This is a genomic window from Streptomyces sp. NPDC015032, assembly GCF_043080425.1.
In the GTDB taxonomy this organism is placed as follows: domain Bacteria; phylum Actinomycetota; class Actinomycetes; order Streptomycetales; family Streptomycetaceae; genus Streptomyces.
This window is the reverse complement of sequence record NZ_JBIBVN010000011.1, coordinates 144,807-165,704: the sequence shown is the minus strand read 5'-3', so window position 1 is coordinate 165,704 and position 20,898 is coordinate 144,807. Positions and strand designations below refer to the sequence as shown.

Here is a 20,898-nt window from a genome sequence, read left to right as displayed (position 1 = left end):
TGCGGCCGGGCCCCGGCCTGCCGTCGAAGCCGGGCCAGGGGCGGCAGTGTGCCGACAGGGCTTTACTGCACCTCCATTGTTCTACTAGCATGCGAACAATGGAGGTTTTCATGAAGCGTAAGAACGTGGGCGGGGCCACCCTGGTCGCCCTGCCGTTCCTGCTCGCGCTCGTCCTGGACCTGGCGCTGCTGGCCGCCTTCCGTGACCGGCTTCCGGACCGGCTGGCCGCCCATTTCGGGGCCGATGGCCGGGCGGACGGGTACATGGGCCTGACGGGGTATGCCGTGGCCGACGGCCTGCTGTTCGTTGTGATGGGTGCGCTGTGGACCCTCATGGTGATGCGGGGGAAGTTCTATGGGCGGACCCACCGGCGGCTGGTGGCCGGTGGTTACGCCTTTGCCGGGTTCCTCGGCTGGATCACGGCCGCCGTGCTGCTTGCCAACGTGGACGCCGGTGAGAACGCGCGGGGGGACGCCCAAGGTGCGTCGTTTCCGGTGTGGCAGCTCGCCGTCGCCCTGGGGGTCGCGGTGCTCGCCGGGGGGCTGGGGCTGATGCTGGCCGCGCTCGCCCCCGTACCGGAGGAGCCGGCCGCGATGCCGCGTGCCGGGGGCGGTGCGCGGATCACGCTCGCCGACGGGGAGATCGCCGGATGGGCGCGCAGCGCCGGGAGTTGGTGGCTGCCGCTGATCGCGCTCGCGTGCGTGGCCGGCGGGGTGGTGCTGCTGTTCGTCTCGGGCTGGGTGGCCGCGATTCCGCTACTGCTCCTCGGTGTGCTGCTGGCCGGCTTCGCGCGGCCGTGCGTGGTGGTGGACCGGCGCGGCATCACCATCTCGGGCATGCTGCCCTGGCCGCGCCTCAGGGTGCCGCTCGACCGGATCGAGACGGCGACCAGCCGGCACATCAACCCCCTCACGGAGTACGGCGGGTGGGGCTACCGCATCCGGCCGGGGCGGAGCGGCGTCATGATCCGTTCCGGTGAGGGAATCGTGGCGACGCTGGTCGGCGGCCGGGACTTCGCGGTGACGGTCGACGACTCGGAGACCGGGGCGGCGCTCCTCAACACTCTGATCGACCGGCGACGGGCGGGGCACTGACCATGCTCTTCCGGGTCGATCCCACTTCCACCATGCCGCTCGGTGATCAGATCGCGGCGTCCGTACGCCGTGCCGTCGCCGAAGAAAGGGTGGTGCCGGGCGAGCGGCTGCCCGCCGCCCGGGTGCTCGCCGAGTCCCTGGGCGTCAACGTCCACACGGTGCTGCGCGGTTACCAGCAGCTCCGTGAGGAGGGGCTGATCGAGCTGCGCCGGGGGCGCGGCGCCGCCGTCACCGGGAGTGCGTCCTCGCACCGGGCCCGGCTGCTGGAACGCGTACGTGAAGTGGCGGCGGACGCACGTGAGTTGGGGATGACGGAGGAGGAACTGCTGGCCCTCGTCCGTACCGTGCTGGGCAGCTCGTAGACCGGCCCCGGCCCCGGCGCCGCCGCCCGGTGGCCGGATCCGGCACCCTTCCGGCCCGGCCCGGGCGTACGCGCGCCCACCCGCCGGCGGCCCACCGCTCGGGCGCAAGGGGCCACCCCGTCCTACGGGGTGGCCCCGGTACCGCTGAGCGGCGGGAGAGCGGTCAGGAGGCGCTGCGTGCGAGCGCGGCCGCGAAGCCGTTCTGCCACAGGGAGTTCACCTGGTTGCGCTCGCTCGCGTTGGGGTTCGGGTTGGTGCACGACGGGCCGGGGCCGCCCCCGGACATCAGCTCGCTGCACGGACCGGAGTAGTGGTCCGGAAGGCCGAGCACGTGACCGGTCTCGTGTGCGGTGACACGGGTCGAGTCGTACTGCTGGTTCTGCGCGTAGTCGAGGAAGATGTACCCGTTTCCGTGCCCGTCGGTGCTGGCGTACGACCCGCTCGGGTCGTTGCCCTCGTAGTAGGTGAAGTCGGCGTTCGAGCCCTCCTGCAGCCGGACGTTGGAGACCGAGCTGTTCCAGATCTGCGCGCTGTTGGCTATCTGGGTGCGGAAGCTCGGTGCGTTGGAGGTGCTGTAGACGATGGTGACCGACTGGGCGCCGGGGTTCGCCGCCCGCTTCTCGGCGACGGACTTGACGACCGCCTCGAAGAACGCCTTGTTGGCGGCGGCGCTCTCGTGCGAGCCGGAGTGGGACGTGTAGCCCGCGTGGGAAGCCTCGGGGGCTGCGGCGGGGGCGGGCGAGGAGGCGATGGCGGGTGCGGTGCCCAGCGCGGCCGCGAGTCCGAAGCCGAGGCCGACCACGGCCGACATGACGGTCCTGGGGTGTCTCATGGGGGGTCTCCTACCGATTGCCTGTCCGATGAACCCGTCCGGTCATCGGACTCGGACGGGGTGCGGTACGGAGAGAGTGTCGGGGAGCGGAAGCCGCGGCGGATGATGTCAACCGGTGATAGCACCGCCCTATCGCCAGGACCGGTACGGCGCTCGGTGTGTACGCCAACTCCCGGTGAATTAAAGGATTTTGATGGGATTGGGACGTCTGGTGCGACGGCCTCCCGCCGCCCTACGCTCGACGGCATGGAGCTTGAGGTGAGACACCTCAGGGCGCTGTGCGCCATCGCCGACACGGGCAGCCTGCACCGAGCCGCCCGCAGGCTGGGCGTGAGTCAGCCCTCCCTGACAACCCAGCTGCGGCGGATCGAGAACGCTCTGGGCGCCGAGCTGTTCAGCCGCGAACGGACCGGCTGCCGCCCGACGTTGCTCGGCCGGGCCGTCCTCGGCCGGGCCCGCCCCCTGGTCGACGGCATGGCCGCCCTGGTCAGCGACGCGAAGGCGGAGGCCGAAGCGGTCCGTGCCTCCGGGCCCCGGCTGCGCATCGGTTCCACCGCCAGCCGGGTCATCGGCGGGTGGCTGCGCAGGCTGCGCCTCCGGCTGCCCGACACGGACATCTCGCTGCGCGTCGACGTGTCGGCCCGCACCCTGCTGCGCACGGTCGGGGCGGGCGGGCTCGATGTCGCCTTCGTGCACGAGGTCGAGGGCTGTCCGCTGGCCGTCCCGGAGGGCCTGGAGCAACGCGTACTCCTGGACCGTGAACCGCAGTTCATCTGCATGGCCCGGGACCACCCGGCCGCCGCCCGGCCCGTGGTCGACCTCGGGGACCTGGCCGCCGACCGGTGGATGGTCGACCCCACGGTGGACGGCGAATGGGACGGGCTGCGCCGGGTCTTCGGCGAGGCCGGGCTCGCGCCGACCGTCCTGCACGGCGACTACCTCACCACCGCGTCCCTCGTCGTGCTCGGCGAGGCGGTCGCCCCCTGCCAGCCCACCTCCGGGCCGCGCGACGACATGGCGATCCGGCCGCTGCGCGACGACCCCCTCGCCGTACGGCTGCTGCTGGTGTCCCGGCCGGACGCCGACATGGCGACGGTGTACGGGGAACTGGAGGCCGCCTACCGGGAGGCGGCCCAGCGGGCGGCCGGGTACCACCAGTGGCTGCTGCGCAACCGCAGCCCGCTCGCCCGCACACCGTGAAGGGGCGGTTCCCGATTGCGCCGAGAGCGAGGAGCGGTTCCGGCCCGGCCGTCCGGCGGGCAGAGTCGGTGTCATGAGGCTTCTGATGCTGGGCGGTACGGAATTCGTCGGTCGCGCGGCCACCGAGGCGGCGCTCGCGCGCGGCTGGGAGGTCACCGTGTTCCACCGGGGCCGTCACGCACCCCCTCCGGGCGTGACGGAACTCCTCGGCGACCGCACCACCGGCGACGGCCTCGCCGCACTGGCCGCGGCCGCCGGACGCGGCGCGGGCGCGCGGACCTGGGACCTGGTCGTCGACACCTGGAGCGGCGCCCCCTCGGCCGTACGGGACACGGCCCGTCTGCTGGCCGACCGGGCCGGGCGGTACGCGTACGTCTCCAGCCGGTCCGTCTACGACGACCCGGCCCCGGCCGGTCTGCCCGAGGACGGTCCGCTGGTGGCGGGTGCCTCGCCCGACGCCGGTGGCGACGTTCCGTACCCCCTCGCCAAGCGCGGCGGCGAACTGGCCGCACTCGACGCCTTCGGGGACCGGGCCCTGCTGGCCCGTGCGGGACTGATCCTGGGCCCGTGGGAGAACATCGGCAGGCTGCCCTGGTGGCTGCTCCGGATCGCCCGCGGCGGTCCGGTACTGGCGCCGGGCACACCGGACCTGATGCTCCAGTACATCGACGCGCGCGACCTCGCGAACTGGCTCCTGGACGCGGGCCGCCACGGTCTGCACGGGTCGTACAACCTGGTCAGCCGCCCCGGCCACGCCACGATGGGGCAGCTGCTGGAAGCCTGCGTACGCGCCACCGGCTCCGGTGCTCAGCTGCGCTGGATCCCCGCGGAGACCATTCTCGCGGCGGGGGTGGAGCCCTGGAGCGACCTGCCGGTCTGGCTGCCGCCGGGTGAGCTGTACGACGCCGTGCACCGGGGCGATGTCAGCAAGGCGTACGCGGCCGGTCTGCGCTGCCGGCCGGTCGAGGAGACGGTCGCCGACACCTGGAAATGGCTGGCAGGACTGGGCGGTGCGGCCCCGCAGCGGCCGGACCGGCCCGCGGTCGGCCTGGACCCGCGCGTGGAGGCCGGACTGCTGGCGGGCACGGCCTGACGCGCGCTCGCACGCGGGCCATAGCGCGACACAACCTCAGATGCCGCGTGATCAGGGTAATCAGGTGACCGAGGCCAGCCATTGTTACGCGTACGACGACAACAAGGACCACCGCCGCCCCGCCACGGGAACCGTGCACCGCGTCTGCCGCCGCGCGCTGATCCACCGGGGATGACGGGACAACCCTTAGCTTTGGCCCATGGCTGAACTGCTGCTGCACCTCACCGAAGGCCCCTTGTGGGAGGCGGCCCGCGGGATCGGGACGTACGAGATGTCCACCCGCGGCCGCACCCTGCACGAAGAGGGCTTCATCCACTGTTCGCTGCCGCACCAGCTCGACGGCGTGGCCGAGCGGGTGTACGGCGCCGGGAGCCGGGCCGGGGCAGGTGACCAGGACCTGGTGGTCCTCGTCATCGATCCCGCCCGGCTCCCCGCACCCGTACGGTACGAGTCCGTCGAGACCGGCGGCGAGGAGTTCCCGCACATCTACGGACCCGTCCCGGTGGACGCGGTCGTGGAGGTGCGCCCCTGGCCGCGCGAGGAGGGCGGCACCACATGAATCCCGCACCCCCCACAGACCCCACGGCCCCGATCGTCGCCGTCACCGGCGCGAGCGGTGCGGTCGGCGGCCGGGTCGCTCAGCGGCTCGTGCGCGCCGGAGTGCCGGTGCGACTCCTGGGCCGCGACCCGTCCCGGCTGCCGGAGCTGCCCGGAGCCGTCGCCGCGCCCCCCGCCCCCTACGGCGACGGGGAGGCCATGCGCCGCGCGCTCGCCGGGGCCCACACCCTGTTCCTCGTCTCGGCGCACGAGAGCCCCGACCGGGTGCGCCGGCACACGACGGCCGTGGACGCGGCGGTCGCCGTGGGCGTCGAACGGATCGTGTACGTCTCCTTTCTCGGAGCCGCGCCGGAAGCCACGTTCACCTTCGCCCGGGACCACTGGCACACCGAGGCACACATCCGGGTCGCCGAGGTCCGTCACACCTTCCTGCGGGACAGCCTGTACCTCGCCGGGATCCCGGCGATGACCGGCGCCGACGGGGTGCTGCGCGGTCCCGGCGGCGACGGCCGGGTGGCAGCGGTCGCACACGACGACATCGCGGACGCCGCGACCGCCGTGCTGCTGGCCGACACCGAGCGCGACAGCACGCGCCACGACGGGGTCGCCTACGACCTCACGGGCCCCGAGGCGTTCACCCTCGCCGAAGCGGCCGAGGAGCTCGGCAGGGCCACCGGACGGACCATCACCTACGTACCGGAGACCCGTGAGGAGGCCTACGCCTCACGGGCGCACTACGGTGCGGAGGACTGGGAGGTGGCCGGCTGGGTGACGTCGTACGAGGCCATCGCCACCGGCGAGATGTCCACGGTCTCCGACGCCGTACCGAGCCTCACCGGGCATCCGGCGATGAGCCTCGCCACCTATCTGCGGCAGCATCCGGAGAGCTACCGGCATCTGCTGACGGCGGACTGACCTCACGACGGGCGGTACAGGAAGAACCGGGCGGAGAAGTAGGGTCAGGCGTCCCCGAAGGAGAGTCGGCAGCCGATGCGTACGGAAACCCCCTGGGGCCCCTGGGACCCACCCCCGCTCGAAGAGGCCGCCCGCCTCTTCGCCCCGCTGCGCGCCCCGTGGTGGATCGCGGGCGGATACGCGGTCGAACTCGCCGTGGGCCACACCTTCCGGGAACACGGCGACATCGACGTGCTCCTGCTGCGCCGCGACCAGCTCATCGCCCAGGAGACCCTGGCGGGCTGGGAATGGTGGGCCGCCGATCCGCCCGGCACCCTGCGCCCCTGGCTCCCCGGCGAGGTCCTGCCGCCGCACGTCCACGACATCTGGTGCCGCCCGGGCCCCGCCGAACCCTGGTGCGTCCAGCTCATGCTCGACGACGCGGAGGGCGCCGACTGGCTGTTCCGCCGCGACTTCCGCATCCGCCTCCCGCTCGACCGGCTCGGCCGGGTCTCGAAGGACGGCGTCCCGTATCTCTCCCCCGAGGTGCAGCTCCTGTACAAGGCCAAGTCCCCGCGCCCCAAGGACGAACAGGACTTCGCGGCGGCGCTGCCGGTTCTCACCGCGGACCAGCGCGCCTGGCTGACGGAGACGATCACCCTGGCCCAGGGCCCCGGCCACCCGTGGACGGCACGCCTGAGCGCCCACCCGGCCGGCTGATTGCGCCTCACCTCACATACGGGCCCGTCCGCGTTCGCTCTCCGCCCGGCACCTCCGCCTTGTCAGCCCTCGTCGTGCGCCTTCCGCAGCGCGGCGATGTCCAGCTTCTTCATGGTCATCATCGTCGCGGTGGTCCGCGCGGCCTTCTCCGCGTCCTGGTCGCCGATCAGGTCGATCAGCACCGCGGGGACGACCTGCCAGGAGACGCCGTACCTGTCCTTCAGCCAGCCGCAGGGCCCCTCTTCGCCCCCGTCGGTGAGGCTGCTCCAGTAGTAGTCCACCTCCTCCTGGTCCGAGCAGCGGATCTGGAACGAGATGGATTCGTTGAAGGTGAACTGCGGCCCGCCGTTCAGCCCGACGAACTTCTGACCGTTGATCTCGAACTCGACCGCCATCGCCTGTCCGGCGGGCCCGGGACCCGCTTCTGTGTAGCGGCCGATCCTGCCGAGGCGGGAGTTCTTGAAGACCGAGAGGTAGTACTCCGCCGCCTCCTCGGCCTGCCCGTCGAACCACAGACACGTGGTGAAGCCCTCGGTGGTCATTGCTGTCTCCTTCATGAGCGCATGTCTGCCGTGTGCGCATGTCCACCCATACCGACTGATCCCGACCGGGAAACTCATCGGTCACTTTTTGGGGCATTGGGGGCGCTCGGCCCCCATGGAAATCCGGACCCGCCGAGCACCGGCTGGGTCATGGCGGTGACGGAGATCCCGTCGGACAGTACGGCCTCGTGCCCGGTAAACGGTGGGCCCACGCCGGGTGTTGACTCTACGCGAAGGAAACCGGGCAGTCCCGGCGGCTCCGCGACCGGCCGGGCGGCGTCGCCCCCGGGGCGAGGGGAACGCCGGGTCCGGCTCGGCAGTACTCGGCACCGTCCAATAGGGCGGCGGTTACGTGGGGTTGGCGGTTGCCGCCTCTATTGCCAGCCGTCGAGGGAAACTTCTGGGCCTTCCGCGAGATACCGGTGGAGAGCGCTGGAGGTGGTGTCGACGAAGTTCTCAGGGAGGGCGTCGGTGTCGACCCACCGGACCTGGGCGTGTTTGCGCGGCTCGCGGTTTTCGGGTTCGCCGGTCCAGCCGTGGGCGACGAAGACGACGGTGAGGAAGCCGTTGGGGGCTTCGACGCCCCAAGCACCGTGGATGATGTGGGCGACCTTCAGGGCCTCCGGCTTGACGGTCAGGCCGGTCTCCTCGTACAGCTCGCGTACGGCGGTTTCGGTGATGGGTTCGCCGGGCTCACTCTTACCGACGGGGAGGTCCCACAGGCCCTGGGCGAACTTGGCGTTCTGGCTGCGTTGGAGGAGGACGACGCGGTTGGCGGCCTTGTCGTGGACGATGACGGCGGCTACCAGCAGGGTCATGGATTCCAGGGCTGGCTCAAGCGCTTTGGGCTGGTTGGCGGTCTTCGGCTGAGCCACGATGCGTCCCTTCGTCGGCCGGGTCGGTGGGCATGTCAGGCGAGTGCTTCTCGTGCGCGGCGGGCGAGTTCGTTGGCGCCCGGTACTTTGCGCTGTTGGTACACGGCAAGGGTTGATCTGAGCGACGTGATCGCCTTGCGGGTGCGGACGGAGGTCATGCCTTCCATGAGGGCCAGGGCTTGGGTCCAGGCGGCGACGGCTTCGTCCGCGCGGGCCTGGGCGGCGAGGTCGGTCAGGGTGCGGGCAGTGTGGCTGGCCACCGTGCCGGCGGCGGGGCCGCTTACACGGGAGTAGCTGGGCTGGGGGCCGTCGTCTCGTAGGAGGGCGTCCTCCGTGCTGACCAGGGACGTGCCGGTGCGGGCGCGCAGCATGCGGGTGGTGGCTTCGTGGTCGTATCCGAGCGGCATGGCGACGCCGGCGGTAGTGAAGGCCGCGATGGTGAGGAAGCGGCGGCGCTCGACGTCGGCCCGGCCCAGGTCGGTGACCGCGAGGACGGGGTCGGATTCCGCCGACGCAGCGGCATCACCGGCCTGGAGGCCGATCTCGGTCTGGGTGACCGTGTAGCCGGGCGAACAAGACCGCACCCGGCCCGTCAGGGACGCCGTGCTCGGCGGCCTGCGGACCGGGTGCGGGCAAGTGGGCGATGCGACCCGCGAAAGGGCGGGCCGGGCGGCCTGGCTGGAGATCAGGCCTTCTTGGTCTCCCAGAAGATCTTGTCGATCTGGGCAATGTAGTCCAGCGCCTTCTGGCCCGTCGCGGGGTCCGTGGAGGCCTTCGCGGCCGACAGTGCCTTCAGGGCGTCGTTGACCAGCTGGTGCAGCTCCGGGTACTTCTCGAAGTGCGGGGGCTTGAAGTAGTCGCTCCACAGCACCGAGATGTGGTGCTTGGCGAGCTCGGCACGCTGCTCCTTGATGACCACCGCGCGGGCCCGGAAGTGCGGGTCCTCGTTGGCCTGGTACTTCTCCTGGACGGCCTTGACGGACTCCGCCTCGATGCGGGCCTGGGCCGGGTCGTACACGCCGCAGGGCAGGTCGCAGTGGGCGCTGACCTTCACCTTGGGGGCAAACAGGCGGGAAAGCATTGAGCTGTCCTTCCTCGTGATCGTCTTCTCAGGTGGGACATTACTCCGTGAGTGACGGGTTTCTGTGGCTGCCCCCAGGGGCTTAGGCCAAAAGTCCGGGGTGAGGATGGGTCCAGTGGCCGAATGTACGGAACGCTGTGCGGGACGGTGTACTGGACGGACCGGGGAGGTGCCGGAGAGATGCGGGAGGTGCCGGAGATGCCTGAGCTGACGCGGGAGCAGCGAGGGCGGGGGCTGGCCGGGCGCGTGCCGTTCCGGGTGGTGGAGGTGACCGGGCCGTCGATGGTGCCCACGCTCCATCACGGGGACTGGCTGCTCGTGCAGTACGGGGCGACGGTGCGTCCCGGGGACGTGGTGATTCTGCGCCACCCGTTCCAGCAGGACCTGCTGATCGTCAAGCGGGCCGCCGAGCGCCGTCGGGGTGGCTGGTGGGTGCTGGCCGACAACACCTTCGCCGGCGGGGACAGCACGGACTACGGGACGGTGCCCGAGGAACTCGTGCTGGCCAGGGTCCGGGCGCGCTACCGGCCGCTGAAGAAGGATCAGCGGTCGGTGTGGGGTGTGGTGGCCTGGGCTCTCTCCGCGCTGCGGCCGGTCTCGGCGGCGCGTTCCGTCTCCAGGCGCTTGCGGGCCCGGTAGGCGGCCACGTTGGCACGGGTCGCGCAGCGGTCCGAGCAGTAGCGGCGGGAGCGGTTGGTCGAGGTGTCGAGGTAGGCGTTGCGGCAGGGCGCCGCCTCGCACAGGCCGAGCCGGTCCACACCGTACGAGGTGAGATGGAAGGCGAGGCCCATCGCAGCGATGGCGGCGTACCCGGCCGTCGCGTTCGACGGGTGGTCGGCGAGGTGCATGTGCCAGTCCGGCTTGCCGTCCTCGTCGCGGAAATCGTGCCCGGAGATCTGCGGGCTGACCGGGAACTCCAGCAGCAGTGAGTTGAGCAGGTCGACGGCGAGTGTCTCGTCACCGCCGTCGGCCGCTTCGAAAACCGCGCGCAGCCGTGCCCGTACGGACCGGAAGCGGGTCACATCCGCGTCGGTGGCCCGCCGGGCCGCCTGTTGATTGACTCCGAACAGCTCACGGACCGCTTCGACGGAGGTGAGGGAGTCCTTGTTGCGGATCGGCTCCTCGGTGTTGACCAGACGCACGGCGTAGTCCGAGTAATAGGCCAGTTCCACTTGTAGTCCTTACGGCGTCGGTCTAAAGTGATGCAGCGAGCGATGTAATAGGCTTTTACTGTCTCAGGGTATTACGTGGGAGGTCCTTGTGGCGGAGACGACGGCAGGCACCGACTGGGCGGCCTGGCAGGAGAGCTGGGACCGCCAGCAGGAGTGGTACATGCCCGACCGTGAGGAACGGTTCAGGGTGATGCTGGACATGGTCGAGGCCGTGGTGGGGCCCCGGCCGAGAGTGCTGGATCTCGCATGCGGTACGGGAAGTATTACGGACCGGCTCCTCAAACGGTTCCCCGAGGCCACCAGCACGGGCGTCGATCTCGACCCCGCACTGCTCGCCATCGCCCGCGGCCACTTCGACGGCGACGAGCGCGTCACCTTCGTCACCGCCGACCTCAAGGACCCCGACTGGGCAGGGCAGTTGCCGTACGGCTCGTACGACGCCGTCCTCACCGCCACCGCCCTGCACTGGCTGCACGCCGAACCGCTCGCCGCGCTCTACCGGCGGATCGGCGGGCTCGTCAGGGACGGCGGGGTGTTCATGAACGCCGACCATATGATCGACACCGAGACGCCCCGCATCAACGCGGCCGAGCGTGCCCACCGGCACGCCACCATGGACCGCGCAAAGGCCGCGGGCGCTGTCGACTGGGCGGACTGGTGGATGCTCGCCGCCAAGGACCCGGTTCTCGCCGGGCCGACCGCCGAGCGGTACAAGATCTACGGCGAGCACGCGGACGGCGACATGCCGTCCGTGCGGTGGCACGTCGACACCCTGCGCGAGGCGGGGTTCGGCGAGGCACGCGCCGTCTGGGCGTCTCCGTCGGACAGTCTGGTGCTCGCCGTGAAGTAGCAGCGACGGCAGCACGCGCGGAAAGAGAGGGGAAGGGGCGGTACGGGCCTTGGCCGGTACCGCCCCTTCCCCTCTCTTTCCGTCCTCCGTCGCAACCCGCCGCGCGCGCCACCGCACTTGAAGGGCGGGGCGGTCCGCGCCGCCCTCCCGTGCCTAGAGCACCTTCGACAGGAACGACTTCGTCCGGTCGTGCTGCGGGTTGGTCAGTACGTCGCGGGGGTGGCCCGACTCGACCACCACGCCGTCGTCCATGAAGACCAGCGCATCGCCGACCTCACGGGCGAAGCCCATTTCGTGGGTCACGACGACCATGGTCATGCCGTCCTCCGCGAGACCGCGCATGACGTCCAGGACATCGCCCACCAGCTCCGGGTCGAGCGCCGACGTCGGCTCGTCGAAGAGCATCAGTTTCGGCTCCATGGCCAGGGCGCGGGCGATCGCCACCCGCTGCTGCTGGCCGCCGGAGAGCTGGGAGGGGTAGTTCTTCGCCTTGTCGGCCAGACCCACCCGGTCCAGCAGCCGTTCCGCCCGGGCCCGGGCGACGGCCTTGGCCTCGCCCCTGACCTGGACCGGGGCCTCCATGACGTTCTCGATCGCCGTCATATGAGGGAAGAGGTTGAAGCGCTGGAAGACCATGCCGATGTCCCGGCGCTTCAGGGCGACTTCGCTGTCCTTGAGCTCGTAGAGCTTGTCGCCCTTCTGGCGGTAGCCCACCAGCTCGCCGTCGACGTACAGCCGGCCGGCGTTGATCTGCTCCAGGTGGTTGATGCACCGCAGGAAGGTCGACTTGCCGGAACCGGACGGGCCGATCAGACAGAAGACCTCGCGCGGGGCGACCTCCAGGTCGATGCCCTTGAGGATGTGCGCGGCGCCGAAGGACTTGTGGACGCCCTCGGCCTTCACCATGGCGGTCATGCCATGCCTCCCTTCGGGCGGCCCAGGGACAGGAGGTTGGCCCTGACCTTCTGGAACGGGGTGGGCGGCAGGCTGCGGCTCGAACCCCGCGCGTAGTACCGCTCCAGGTAGAACTGGCCGATGCTCAGCACCGAGGTCATGATCAAGTACCAGGCCGCGGCCAGGAAGTACATCTCGACCGGGGCTCCGGACGACTGCCCGATGTCCTGGGCGTACTTGAACAGCTCGTAGAACTGCACGGCCGCCACCAGCGACGTCGTCTTGAGCATGTTGATCACTTCGTTGCCCGTCGGCGGCACGATCACCCGCATCGCCTGCGGGATCACGACGCGGCGCAGGGTCTTGCCATGGCTCATGCCCAGCGCGTGCGACGCCTCCGTCTGGCCCTCGTCGACCGAGAGCAGACCCGCACGGCAGATCTCGGCCATGTAGGCGGCCTCGTTGAGACCCAGGCCGAGCAGCGCCGTCAGCAGCGGCGTCATGAAGCTCGACCAGTAGTCCTTGTAGATCGGCATGAGGTTGATGTACTCGAAGACCAGGCCCAGGTTGAACCAGACGAACAGCTGGACCAGGACCGGTGTGCCGCGGAAGAACCAGATGTAGAACCAGGCGATCGACGAGGTCACCGGGTTCCTCGACAGCCGCATCACGGCCAGCAGAACGCCGCCGGCGATGCCGATGACCATGGACAGGGCGGTCAGCAGCAGCGTCTGGGTGACGCCCTTGATGATGCGGTCGTCGAAGAAGTAGTCGGGGACCGCACCCCAGTTGATCTTGCCCTGGCTGAACGCATAGACGATCGCCACGAGCGCGGCGATGGCGATGACGGCCGAGACGTACCGGCCGTAGTGCCGGACCGGAATGGCCTTGATCGCCTCCGGCCGGGCCGACGGGGTGGGCGGTATGGTCGGCCGGTCGGCCGGGCCCGTCTTCTCGAAGTCAGTCACAGGAAGAACCTTTCAGCGCCGGAGTCATCTCAGGTTCCGCCGTTCAACCTGGCCTCGGTGACCGCGCCGGCCTCCACACCCCACTTGGTGATGACCTTCCCGTACTCGCCGTTCTTGATGATCGCGTTCAGGGCCGCCTGGACGGCCTTGGCCAGCTGGTCGTTGCCCTTGGCGACGGCGATGCCGTACGGGGCGGCCGCGACCTGCTCGCCGACGAGCTCGAAGTCCTTGCCGCCGCCCGAGGTCTTCACCGCGTACGCGGCCACCGGGAAGTCGGAGGAGCCGGCGTCGGCGCCACCGCTGCGCAGCCGGGTCTGGGCCTCCAGGTCGTTGTCGAAGGTCTCGATCGCGATCTTCTTGCCGCCCGTGCACTTCTTCGACTCGGCCTTGGCGAGGTCGTGCGAGACGGTGCCGCGCTGGACGGCGATCTTCTTGCCGCAGAGGTCGGCCCAGGTCTTGATGCCCTGGTCGTCGCCCTTCCGGGTGTAGATCGAGACGCCGGCGTTGAAGTAGTCGACGAAGTCGACGCCCTCGCCGACCTTCTTCTTCGTCTCGGAGTCGATGCCCTGCTGGCGGTCCTTGGTGTCGGTCATCGACGACATCGCCAGGTCGTAGCGCTTGGAGCGCAGACCGGTGATCAGCGTGTCGAACGTGCCGTTCTCGAACTGGAAGGTCACGCCGAGCTCCTTGCCGAGCGCGGCGCCGATGTCGGGGTCGATGCCGACCGTGTTGCCGGACTTGTCCTTGAACTCGACCGGCGGGTACGCGATGTCCGAGCCGACCTTGATGACGCCCTTGGCCTTGATCTCCCGCGGCAGCAGATCGGCGGCCGCGGAGCCGTTGGTCCTCGTCGAGCTGTTGGATCCGCTCTTGGTCTGGTCGCCGCAGGCGGTCAATAGCATGGTGCCGGCGACCGCGATGGCGCCGGCCGCCGCGATCCGGGACTTCGCGGCCGTACGGCGTGTGGTGCGTGCGGTCATGATCGAGCTCCTCCGCAGGTGAGGGTGGTGGTGCTAGGTGGCTGACATGCACTGTCGGATGTCGCCGCCCCGTGCGATTTACGGCATCTTGCCATTCGGACTTGCCCGAACAAGGGGCCAGTCATGTCAAAATCGGGTAACGGGCGATCCCCGAACCTCAGAGGAACCTCAGGGGCCGGTACAGCAGGCGGCCGGACCATCTGTGGGCTTTCCTTCTTCATGCCGGAGGATCTGCGGCACGTCTCGACCGATGGACGCCATTTCGCCGCTTGGATGACTTGTCCGGATATTCGACTATAAGTCACGTCACCGCGGAGATTTGGACTCGTCCGCGATGCGGTCCGTCGGGTAAGAAAGACCTTTACACCCCTCATCCGGGGCTCAGGGCGCGTGTGCGGCGCGCCCGCGCGTACGAATCTCCCCCTGCCGGGGCGGGCCAACCGCCGGGCGCAGGGGACGTACGCGGTGCCCGCCCACCCCTCCTCAACCAGGAGTGGCCACCCTCAAACGATGAAGACTTAAGGGGTCAACACCATGGCAGCGGAGATCGTGAATCCTCGCAGCGACAGCACCACCGACAGCACCACCGATGAGCCGTTCGATCCGGCCTTCGCGCTCCATCGCGGCGGCAAGATGGCCGTGCAGGCCACCGTCCCCGTCCGTGACAAGGACGACCTGTCCCTCGCGTACACGCCCGGCGTCGCCAAAGTGTGCAGCGCCATCGCCGAGAACCCCGAGCTGGTCCACGACTACACCTGGAAGTCGCAGGTCGTCGCGGTCGTGACGGACGGCACCGCGGTGCTCGGCCTCGGTGACATCGGTCCCGAGGCCTCCCTCCCGGTGATGGAGGGCAAGGCGATCCTGTTCAAGCAGTTCGGCGGCGTCGACGCCGTGCCGATCGCGCTCGCGACCACCGACGCGGACGAGATCGTCGAGACGGTCGTCCGGCTCGCGCCCTCCTTCGGCGGGGTGAATCTGGAGGACATCTCGGCGCCGCGCTGCTTCGAGATCGAGCGCAAGCTCCAGGAGCGGCTCGACATCCCGGTCTTCCACGACGACCAGCACGGCACCGCCGTTGTGACGCTCGCGGCCCTGCGCAACGCCGCGAAGCTCTCCGGCCGCGGCCTCGGCGACCTGCGCGCCGTCATCTCCGGCGCCGGGGCGGCCGGGGTGGCCATCGCCAAGTTCCTGCTGGGGGCGGGGCTCGGCGATGTCGCCGTGGCCGACCGCAAGGGCATCGTCAGCCGGGACCGCGAGGACCTGACGGACGTCAAGCGCGAGCTGGCCGAGCTCACCAACCGGGCCGGGATCTCCGGTCCGCTGGAGAGCGCGCTGGCCGGCGCGGACGTCTTCATCGGAGTCTCCGGCGGCACCGTGCCCGAGGCCGCCGTCGCCTCGATGGCGCCCGGGGCGTTCGTCTTCGCCATGGCCAACCCGAACCCCGAGGTCCACCCCGATGTCGCGCACAAGTACGCGGCCGTCGTGGCGACCGGCCGGTCGGACTACCCGAACCAGATCAACAACGTGCTGGCCTTCCCCGGCATCTTCGCCGGCGCCCTTCAGGTCCGGGCCTCCCGGATCACCGAAGGCATGAAGATCGCCGCGGCGAACGCACTGGCCGATGTCGTGGGCGACGAGCTCGCGGCGGACTACGTGATTCCGTCGCCGTTCGACGAGCGAGTGGCGCCTGCGGTGACGGCCGCGGTGGCCGCGGCGGCACGGGCGGAGGGCGTCGCCCGACGCTGATTTCCGGGGCGGTGCGGGGGGTGCGGGTGCGGGGTGCGCCTGCGGTGGGCCGTCCCCCGCCCGCCCTTTCCCATGGCCGGGGGCTTCCGGTCCTCGGCCGCCGGTCCTCGGCCGCCCGAGGGGCCGGAGAGCCGGCCTCACCGGCGTTCGGGGCGCGGAAACCGGTCCGGAAAGAGGCGGTGCGTGTCACACCGGTGCTTGGTTACGCCGGTCGGCGCCCCGGCCTATCGTCGAGGCCATGTTCGCCGCCTACGCATCCCGCATCGACCGCGACCAGCCCCTCGACGGCCTTGAGCTGGGCGAGCGCCCCGCCCCCGGGGCGCGCCCGGGCTGGACCACCGTCAGCGTCCGGGCCGCCTCCCTCAATCACCACGACCTCTGGTCCCTGCGCGGCGTCGGCCTCGCCGAGGACAAACTGCCGATGATTCTCGGCTGCGACGCCGCCGGGATCGACGAGGACGGCAACGAGGTCGTCCTGCACTCCGTCATCGGCCAGACCGGACACGGCGTCGGGCCGAAGGAACCCCGGTCCATCCTCACGGAGCGTTACCAGGGCACCTTCGCCGAGCAGGTCACCGTTCCCAGCTGGAACGTGCTGCCCAAGCCCAAGGAGCTCACCTTCGAGCAGGCGGCCTGTCTGCCGACCGCCTGGCTCACCGCCTACCGGATGCTCTTCACCAACGCCGGGGTGCGCCCCGGCGACTCGGTCCTCGTCCAGGGCGCCGGCGGCGGCGTCGCCACCGCCGCGATCGTGCTCGGCCGGGCGGCCGGGCTGCGGGTCCACGCCACCAGCCGTGACGAGGCCAAGCGCAAGCGCGCGGTCGAACTCGGCGCGATCGAGGCGTACGAGCCCGGCGCGCGGCTGCCGGAGCGCGTCGACGCGGTCATCGAGACGGTCGGTGCCGCCACCTGGTCCCACTCGGTGAAGTCCCTGCGCCCCGGCGGCACGCTCGTCATCTCCGGCGCGACCAGCGGCGACCGGCCCTCGCACGCCGAGCTGACCCGGATCTTCTTCCTGGAGCTGAAGGTCGTGGGGTCGACGATGGGGTCCAAGGACGAGCTGGAGGACCTGCTGGCGTTCTGCGCGACGACCGGGGTGCGGCCCGTCATCGACGAGGTGCTGCCGCTGGACCGGGCCCGCGAGGGGTTCGAACGGCTTGCCGCGGGCGACCAGTTCGGAAAGATTGTGCTCACCTGCTCTTGAGGTGTGCGGGGTGAGCTGCTCTCATCTGCGCCACGCGAATGCGGATGCGGATCGGCAGCGTACTCACCTCGGTCGTCATCTCGGCGGTGCTCGCGGCGGGGGGCCTCGCCCCCGCCGCCGACGCACGCCCCGCCCCACCGGAGCAGCGGACCGGCATTCCCCGTCTCACCGACGACCAGGGCCGCACGTTCACCCTGCGCGGGTGGAACGTCGAGGACAAGGCGAACCGCGGTGACCAGGCGCTGACCGCCATCACCGAGAAGCACTTCCATGATCTGCGCGCCAAGGGGTTCAACTTCGCCCGGCTGCTCATCTTCTGGGACGATCTGGAGCCGCGCCGGGGCCAGTACAGCGCCGCGTATCTGCGCCGGATCGACCGGATCCTGGGCTGGGCGCGGAAGTACCGCATCCAGGTGCTGCTCGACGCCCACCAGGATGTCTTCGGCCCCGCGTTCAACCACCGCGGCATCCCGGCCTGGGCGACCCGTACCGATGGGCTGCCCTTTGGCGCATCCCGGTCGTCGTCGGCGAATGGGGCCCGCTGAGCAACACGCTCCCGCGGATGGGCCGTTTCTACCGGGACGCGATGGTTTCCCTGAGCCGCTACACCTCGGGCTGGGCGGGCTATGTGTGGTGCTACGGCGGCGGCTACTGCGCACTGGACGAGGACGGAGCCTTCGCGACGAACAAGGAGAGGACCGCCACACCGTATGCGCCCGCCGTCGCCGGAACCGTCCGCTCCGACACGTACGACGATGCCGCCGGCGTCTACCGGCTCTCCTCCACGGCCGCCCGCCGCGGCGTCACGGAGGTCTCCCTGCCGCCGACGACGGGGCGGTGGCGGGTCTCGGCGGACGGTCACGCCGAGACCCGCAGGGACGGGGGAACGGTGCGCGTCCGGGCCCGCGAGGGTGCGCGTGTCACGGTCACGGTGACGTGGGAACCGCGCGCTGTACGGGAACGGAGGTGAAGCCGCCCCGCCCGGCGCCTGAGAGCTGAGAGCTGAGGGTTGAGAGCCGAGAGCCGAGAGCCGAGAGCTGGGCGCCGGGTGTCGGGTGCCGGAGCCGGGAGTCCGGCTCCGGCCCTGGGTCCCGGCTCACTTCTCCCCGCCGTCGTCCTTCCTCAGCAGTGCCTCGATGCGGGCCGCCGCCGTCGACAGCTGGCGGCGGGCTTCCGCCAGCTGCTCCTCCGTGACGCCCCGGTCCCGGGCGGCGTCACGGATGTCGTCGCGGAACCGGTCGAGCAGGCGGTCCAGGTCGCGGGCCGGGTTGCCGGTGGCGGTGTCCTTGCCCCAGTCCGGGTCGGCGTCGGCGGGTTCGGGTGTGGCGTACGGAGGCCGGCCGCCCGTCCTGGCGAAGTTGCCCAGCTGGCCGGTGATCTCGGCCAGCCCCTCCCGTACGCCCGAGGGCCAGTCGCCCCGCGCGAAGTGCTCCTGGACCTGGCGGGCGGCGTTCTGCATCTGCTCGCGCGCCCGGTCCTGGGCCTCCTTGGCCTGCCGGCGGGCCTGCTGGGCGTCCTCGCGGGCACGGCGGGACTCGTCCTTTGCTCGGCGGGCCTGTTCCTTCCACTCCTGCTTGGCCTTGCGCAGCTCCTCCTTCGCGGCGCGCCACACCTCCTTGTCCCCGAAGTCGCCGAGGCCGGCGAAGGCGGACTCCCCGTCGCTCCTGCGGCCGGTGCCGGAGTCGGCGGAGCCGTGCCTGGTCTCGTGCGCCGCGGCCCGCATCTCGCTGCGCAGCTTGCCGGCGGCGCCGCGTACGTCGTCCCGGATCTCGGCGGCGAGTTCGGAGACGGAGTCCCTGATCTCCAGTTCCAGATCGGCCAGTTCGCCCGTGCGGCCGGCCAGTTCGGCGCGGCCCGCTTCGGTGATCGAGTAGACCTTGCGGCCCCCCTCGGTGGCATGGGTGACGAGGCCCTCGGCCTCCAGCTTGGCCAGACGCGGGTAGACCGTGCCCGCCGAGGGCGCGTACAGCCCCTGGAAGCGCTCCTCCAGGAGCCGGATCACCTCGTAGCCGTGGCGAGGGGCCTCGTCGAGCAGTTTCAGCAGATAGAGGCGGAGGCGGCCGTGGGCGAATACGGGGGGCATGTCAGAGCACCTTTCCGGTCGGCTCGGCATCGTACGGATCGTCCTCGGCCGGTGGGCGGCGCAGCAGGGCGATCGATCCCGAGACGGTCGTCGCCCTCAGCTTCCCGGTCCCGGCGCCGAGCGTGCCGGTGATCTTCTTCGCCCCCCACTGGCCGCTGACCCGCAGATCCTCGAAGCCGTTGGAGACGGAACCGCTCGCGGTGTTCGCCTCGACCGTCGCGTCCGCCGGGTGGGGCAGGCGGATGGCGACCTCGCCGGACACCGTGTTCAGCCGGATGTCCGTGGGCTTTCCGGTCGGGTCCAGGTCCAGCACCATGTTGCCGCTGACGGAGTCCGCCCGTACCGAGGCGCCGGCGCCCTCCACGACCGTCAGGTCGCCCGAGACCGTCTGGAAGCGCAGCTCGCCGGTGACCGCCTGGGCCTCCACGCTGCCGGAGACCGTCTCGGCCCGGACCGGACCGGTGAGCCCGACGAGCGTCGAGTCGCCGTTGACGCCCCGTACGTCCGTGCGCCCCCGGATTCCGGACACGACGGCCCCGGCGCCGACCACGCCGACCTTCACCGCCGACCCGGCGGGCACGGCGAGCGAGACGACCGCACTGCGGTGCCAGTCCTTGCGGTCGAACCACTTGAGGAAGTCGTTCCAGGGCAGGCCCTCGTACGCGACCGTGAGGGCGCCGTCCTCCTGGGTCACGATCAGCGGCGGGCCCTCGATCGAGGAGATCTCCAGCCGGGCGGCGGGCTCATCGGTGCCGACGACGTTGACCGTGCCCCCGACGATGCGCACATGGAGCGATGTCACGGGGGCCTCGAAGGTCAGCTTCTGGGGCTCGGTGATGGCCCATGTCGATGCAGGCATGGATCTGACCTCCCGGGAGCGCGGAGTGACGCAACATATCGCGTCTCTTGAAGAACACGATATATCGCGGATCCCGGAAGTCAAGGGACATCGTGGCGGCTCCGGTCGATCGAGTCATGCCAAATAGTGCTAGACATGGGCAAATTGCCCTGGCGTGTGAGGCATGAACGCGATATCCCCCTTCGGGGCGCTGCTGTTGTGCCGGGCCGAACCCGAGGCCGTGCGGCCGGTGGCCCATCTACTGCGCGAGCGGATGCTGCTCGCGCCCGCCGGGGACGGGTCGTCCGTCCTCGTGTCCGGGGGGAGGCCCTGGCGGGACGGCGGTCCCGGGGGCGCGGACGACGAACCGGTCGACCGGACCGGCCGGCGCGAGGCGATGAAGGCCGAACTCGACGCGGTCGGGAACAGCCCTCTCGGTCCCTGGATGCGCGGCCCCGGGGCCCGGCTGCCGGGCGGCGTGCAGGTGGCGGCGGGACTGCCGCTCGCCCTCTGGGGGATCGGGCGCCGCAGCGGTGGCTGGGCCTTCGCGGGGGCGCTGCTGGTGGCGCACGGGGCGCTCGGCCTCGCGTACGACAGATTCAGGGCCGAAGGGCCGGGAGCGCCGGGCCGGGCCGATCAGCCGGACCGACTCCCCACCCTCCTGCTCGTTCCCCTACTTGCCCCTACTTGCCTACTCGTCCTCGTCGTCGTCGAGGCGGGCCAGCCACGTGGCGAGGCGCTCGACGGGCACCTCGAAGTCGGGATTGAGATCGACGAACGTACGCAGCTGCTCGGCGAGCCACTCGAAAGTGACCTCTTCCTCGCCTCGCCGCTTCTCCAGCTCCTCGATACCGCGGTCGGTGAAGTACATGCGGCCAGCCTAATGCCTGGTGACAGCCCCGCGGCGGCCGG

General features: G+C 70.8%; 22 protein-coding genes and 3 pseudogenes. 13 read left to right on the top strand and 12 right to left on the bottom strand.

Going from position 1 to position 20,898, the window contains the following annotated elements:
- Positions 1-110: 110 nt before the first annotated feature.
- Positions 111-1,094, top strand: coding sequence for a DUF1648 domain-containing protein (locus ACF08M_RS18390; protein WP_392186278.1), 984 nt, complete (start codon positions 111-113; stop codon positions 1,092-1,094).
- 2 nt (positions 1,095-1,096) lie between these two features.
- Complete coding sequence (locus tag ACF08M_RS18385) at positions 1,097-1,456, top strand: GntR family transcriptional regulator (RefSeq protein WP_392186277.1); 360 nt, start codon at positions 1,097-1,099, stop codon at positions 1,454-1,456.
- 163 nt (positions 1,457-1,619) lie between these two features.
- On the opposite strand, the gene snpA is transcribed toward ACF08M_RS18385, so the two are convergent.
- On the bottom strand, positions 1,620-2,288 hold the full coding sequence (gene snpA, locus ACF08M_RS18380; RefSeq protein WP_392186276.1) for a snapalysin: 669 nt from the start codon (positions 2,286-2,288) through the stop codon (positions 1,620-1,622).
- 246 nt (positions 2,289-2,534) lie between these two features.
- Here snpA and ACF08M_RS18375 point away from each other — a divergent pair, with 246 nt between their 5' ends.
- The 5 genes from ACF08M_RS18375 (at position 2,535) to ACF08M_RS18355 (ending at position 6,753) form a co-directional block, all read left to right on the top strand.
- Complete coding sequence (locus ACF08M_RS18375; protein WP_392186275.1) at positions 2,535-3,488, top strand: LysR family transcriptional regulator; 954 nt, start codon at positions 2,535-2,537, stop codon at positions 3,486-3,488.
- Positions 3,489-3,573: 85 nt separating this feature from the next.
- A complete protein-coding gene (locus ACF08M_RS18370; protein ID WP_392186342.1) occupies positions 3,574-4,581 on the top strand; it encodes an NAD-dependent epimerase/dehydratase family protein in 1,008 nt (335 codons plus the stop codon).
- Positions 4,582-4,780: 199 nt separating this feature from the next.
- Positions 4,781-5,140, top strand: coding sequence for a DUF952 domain-containing protein (locus tag ACF08M_RS18365; protein WP_392186274.1), 360 nt, complete (start codon positions 4,781-4,783; stop codon positions 5,138-5,140).
- On the top strand, positions 5,137-6,054 hold the full coding sequence (locus ACF08M_RS18360; RefSeq protein WP_392186273.1) for an NAD(P)H-binding protein: 918 nt from the start codon (positions 5,137-5,139) through the stop codon (positions 6,052-6,054). The genes ACF08M_RS18365 and ACF08M_RS18360 overlap by 4 nt, the downstream gene beginning before the upstream one ends.
- 75 nt (positions 6,055-6,129) lie before the next feature.
- Positions 6,130-6,753, top strand: coding sequence for a nucleotidyltransferase domain-containing protein (locus ACF08M_RS18355; RefSeq protein ID WP_392186272.1), 624 nt, complete (start codon positions 6,130-6,132; stop codon positions 6,751-6,753).
- A 62-nt stretch (positions 6,754-6,815) separates the two neighbouring features.
- Here ACF08M_RS18355 and ACF08M_RS18350 read toward each other — a convergent pair whose 3' ends face one another.
- The 4 genes and pseudogenes from ACF08M_RS18350 to sodN all read right to left on the bottom strand — a co-directional run bounded on the left by ACF08M_RS18350 (position 6,816) and on the right by sodN (position 9,251).
- A complete protein-coding gene (locus tag ACF08M_RS18350) occupies positions 6,816-7,295 on the bottom strand; it encodes a VOC family protein (RefSeq protein ID WP_392186271.1) in 480 nt (159 codons plus the stop codon).
- Between the two features lie 374 nt (positions 7,296-7,669).
- Positions 7,670-8,170 carry an NUDIX domain-containing protein gene (locus tag ACF08M_RS18345; protein ID WP_392186270.1) on the bottom strand — a complete coding sequence of 167 codons (501 nt, stop codon included), beginning with the start codon at positions 8,168-8,170 and terminating at the stop codon, positions 7,670-7,672.
- Positions 8,171-8,205: 35 nt separating this feature from the next.
- Positions 8,206-8,736: pseudogene (locus ACF08M_RS18340) on the bottom strand (hypothetical protein); the annotation flags it as partial.
- A 119-nt stretch (positions 8,737-8,855) separates the two neighbouring features.
- Entirely contained in the window at positions 8,856-9,251 is a 396-nt protein-coding gene (gene sodN / locus ACF08M_RS18335) for a superoxide dismutase, Ni (protein ID WP_072483792.1), read from the bottom strand.
- A 123-nt stretch (positions 9,252-9,374) separates the two neighbouring features.
- Here sodN and sodX point away from each other — a divergent pair, with 123 nt between their 5' ends.
- Entirely contained in the window at positions 9,375-9,890 is a 516-nt protein-coding gene (gene sodX, locus ACF08M_RS18330; RefSeq protein ID WP_392186269.1) for a nickel-type superoxide dismutase maturation protease, read from the top strand.
- On the opposite strand, the gene ACF08M_RS18325 is transcribed toward sodX, so the two are convergent.
- Positions 9,794-10,423 carry a CGNR zinc finger domain-containing protein gene (locus tag ACF08M_RS18325; RefSeq protein ID WP_392186268.1) on the bottom strand — a complete coding sequence of 210 codons (630 nt, stop codon included), beginning with the start codon at positions 10,421-10,423 and terminating at the stop codon, positions 9,794-9,796. The genes sodX and ACF08M_RS18325 overlap by 97 nt on opposite strands.
- A gap of 160 nt (positions 10,424-10,583) precedes the next feature.
- Between ACF08M_RS18325 and ACF08M_RS18320 the strand changes: the two genes are divergently transcribed.
- Entirely contained in the window at positions 10,584-11,273 is a 690-nt protein-coding gene (locus ACF08M_RS18320) for a class I SAM-dependent methyltransferase (protein ID WP_392186341.1), read from the top strand.
- A gap of 153 nt (positions 11,274-11,426) precedes the next feature.
- On the opposite strand, the gene ACF08M_RS18315 is transcribed toward ACF08M_RS18320, so the two are convergent.
- From ACF08M_RS18315 to ACF08M_RS18305, 3 genes are read right to left on the bottom strand one after another with little or no spacing between them, the layout of a single operon-like run.
- Positions 11,427-12,188 carry an amino acid ABC transporter ATP-binding protein gene (locus ACF08M_RS18315; RefSeq protein WP_392186267.1) on the bottom strand — a complete coding sequence of 254 codons (762 nt, stop codon included), beginning with the start codon at positions 12,186-12,188 and terminating at the stop codon, positions 11,427-11,429.
- Positions 12,185-13,135: an amino acid ABC transporter permease gene (locus ACF08M_RS18310; protein ID WP_392186266.1), complete on the bottom strand. Its 951-nt coding sequence runs from the start codon at positions 13,133-13,135 to the stop codon at positions 12,185-12,187. The genes ACF08M_RS18315 and ACF08M_RS18310 overlap by 4 nt, the downstream gene beginning before the upstream one ends.
- Positions 13,136-13,164: 29 nt before the next feature.
- Positions 13,165-14,115, bottom strand: coding sequence for an ABC transporter substrate-binding protein (locus tag ACF08M_RS18305; RefSeq protein ID WP_392186265.1), 951 nt, complete (start codon positions 14,113-14,115; stop codon positions 13,165-13,167).
- A gap of 534 nt (positions 14,116-14,649) precedes the next feature.
- Between ACF08M_RS18305 and ACF08M_RS18300 the strand changes: the two genes are divergently transcribed.
- The 3 genes and pseudogenes from ACF08M_RS18300 to ACF08M_RS18290 all read left to right on the top strand — a co-directional run bounded on the left by ACF08M_RS18300 (position 14,650) and on the right by ACF08M_RS18290 (position 18,035).
- Positions 14,650-15,861 (top strand): NADP-dependent malic enzyme, encoded by a 1,212-nt coding sequence (locus tag ACF08M_RS18300; protein ID WP_392186264.1) that lies wholly within the window; start codon positions 14,650-14,652, stop codon positions 15,859-15,861.
- 238 nt (positions 15,862-16,099) lie between these two features.
- Complete coding sequence (locus ACF08M_RS18295) at positions 16,100-17,065, top strand: zinc-binding dehydrogenase (protein WP_392186263.1); 966 nt, start codon at positions 16,100-16,102, stop codon at positions 17,063-17,065.
- A gap of 44 nt (positions 17,066-17,109) precedes the next feature.
- Positions 17,110-18,035 (top strand): annotated as a pseudogene (locus tag ACF08M_RS18290) (cellulase family glycosylhydrolase).
- Positions 18,036-18,161: 126 nt separating this feature from the next.
- On the opposite strand, the gene ACF08M_RS18285 reads toward ACF08M_RS18290, so the two are convergent.
- Both ACF08M_RS18285 and ACF08M_RS18280 read right to left on the bottom strand, forming a co-directional pair.
- Positions 18,162-19,148 (bottom strand): helix-turn-helix transcriptional regulator, encoded by a 987-nt coding sequence (locus ACF08M_RS18285; RefSeq protein ID WP_392186262.1) that lies wholly within the window; start codon positions 19,146-19,148, stop codon positions 18,162-18,164.
- A gap of 1 nt (position 19,149) precedes the next feature.
- On the bottom strand, positions 19,150-20,007 hold the full coding sequence (locus tag ACF08M_RS18280; protein ID WP_392186261.1) for a DUF4097 domain-containing protein: 858 nt from the start codon (positions 20,005-20,007) through the stop codon (positions 19,150-19,152).
- Between the two features lie 163 nt (positions 20,008-20,170).
- Here ACF08M_RS18280 and ACF08M_RS18275 point away from each other — a divergent pair.
- A pseudogene (locus ACF08M_RS18275) lies at positions 20,171-20,593 on the top strand (hypothetical protein); the annotation flags it as partial.
- Positions 20,594-20,677: 84 nt separating this feature from the next.
- Here the strand turns inward: ACF08M_RS18275 and ACF08M_RS18270 are convergent.
- Positions 20,678-20,857 carry a DUF6104 family protein gene (locus ACF08M_RS18270; protein WP_014048295.1) on the bottom strand — a complete coding sequence of 60 codons (180 nt, stop codon included), beginning with the start codon at positions 20,855-20,857 and terminating at the stop codon, positions 20,678-20,680.
- Between the last annotated feature and the right edge of the window lie 41 nt (positions 20,858-20,898).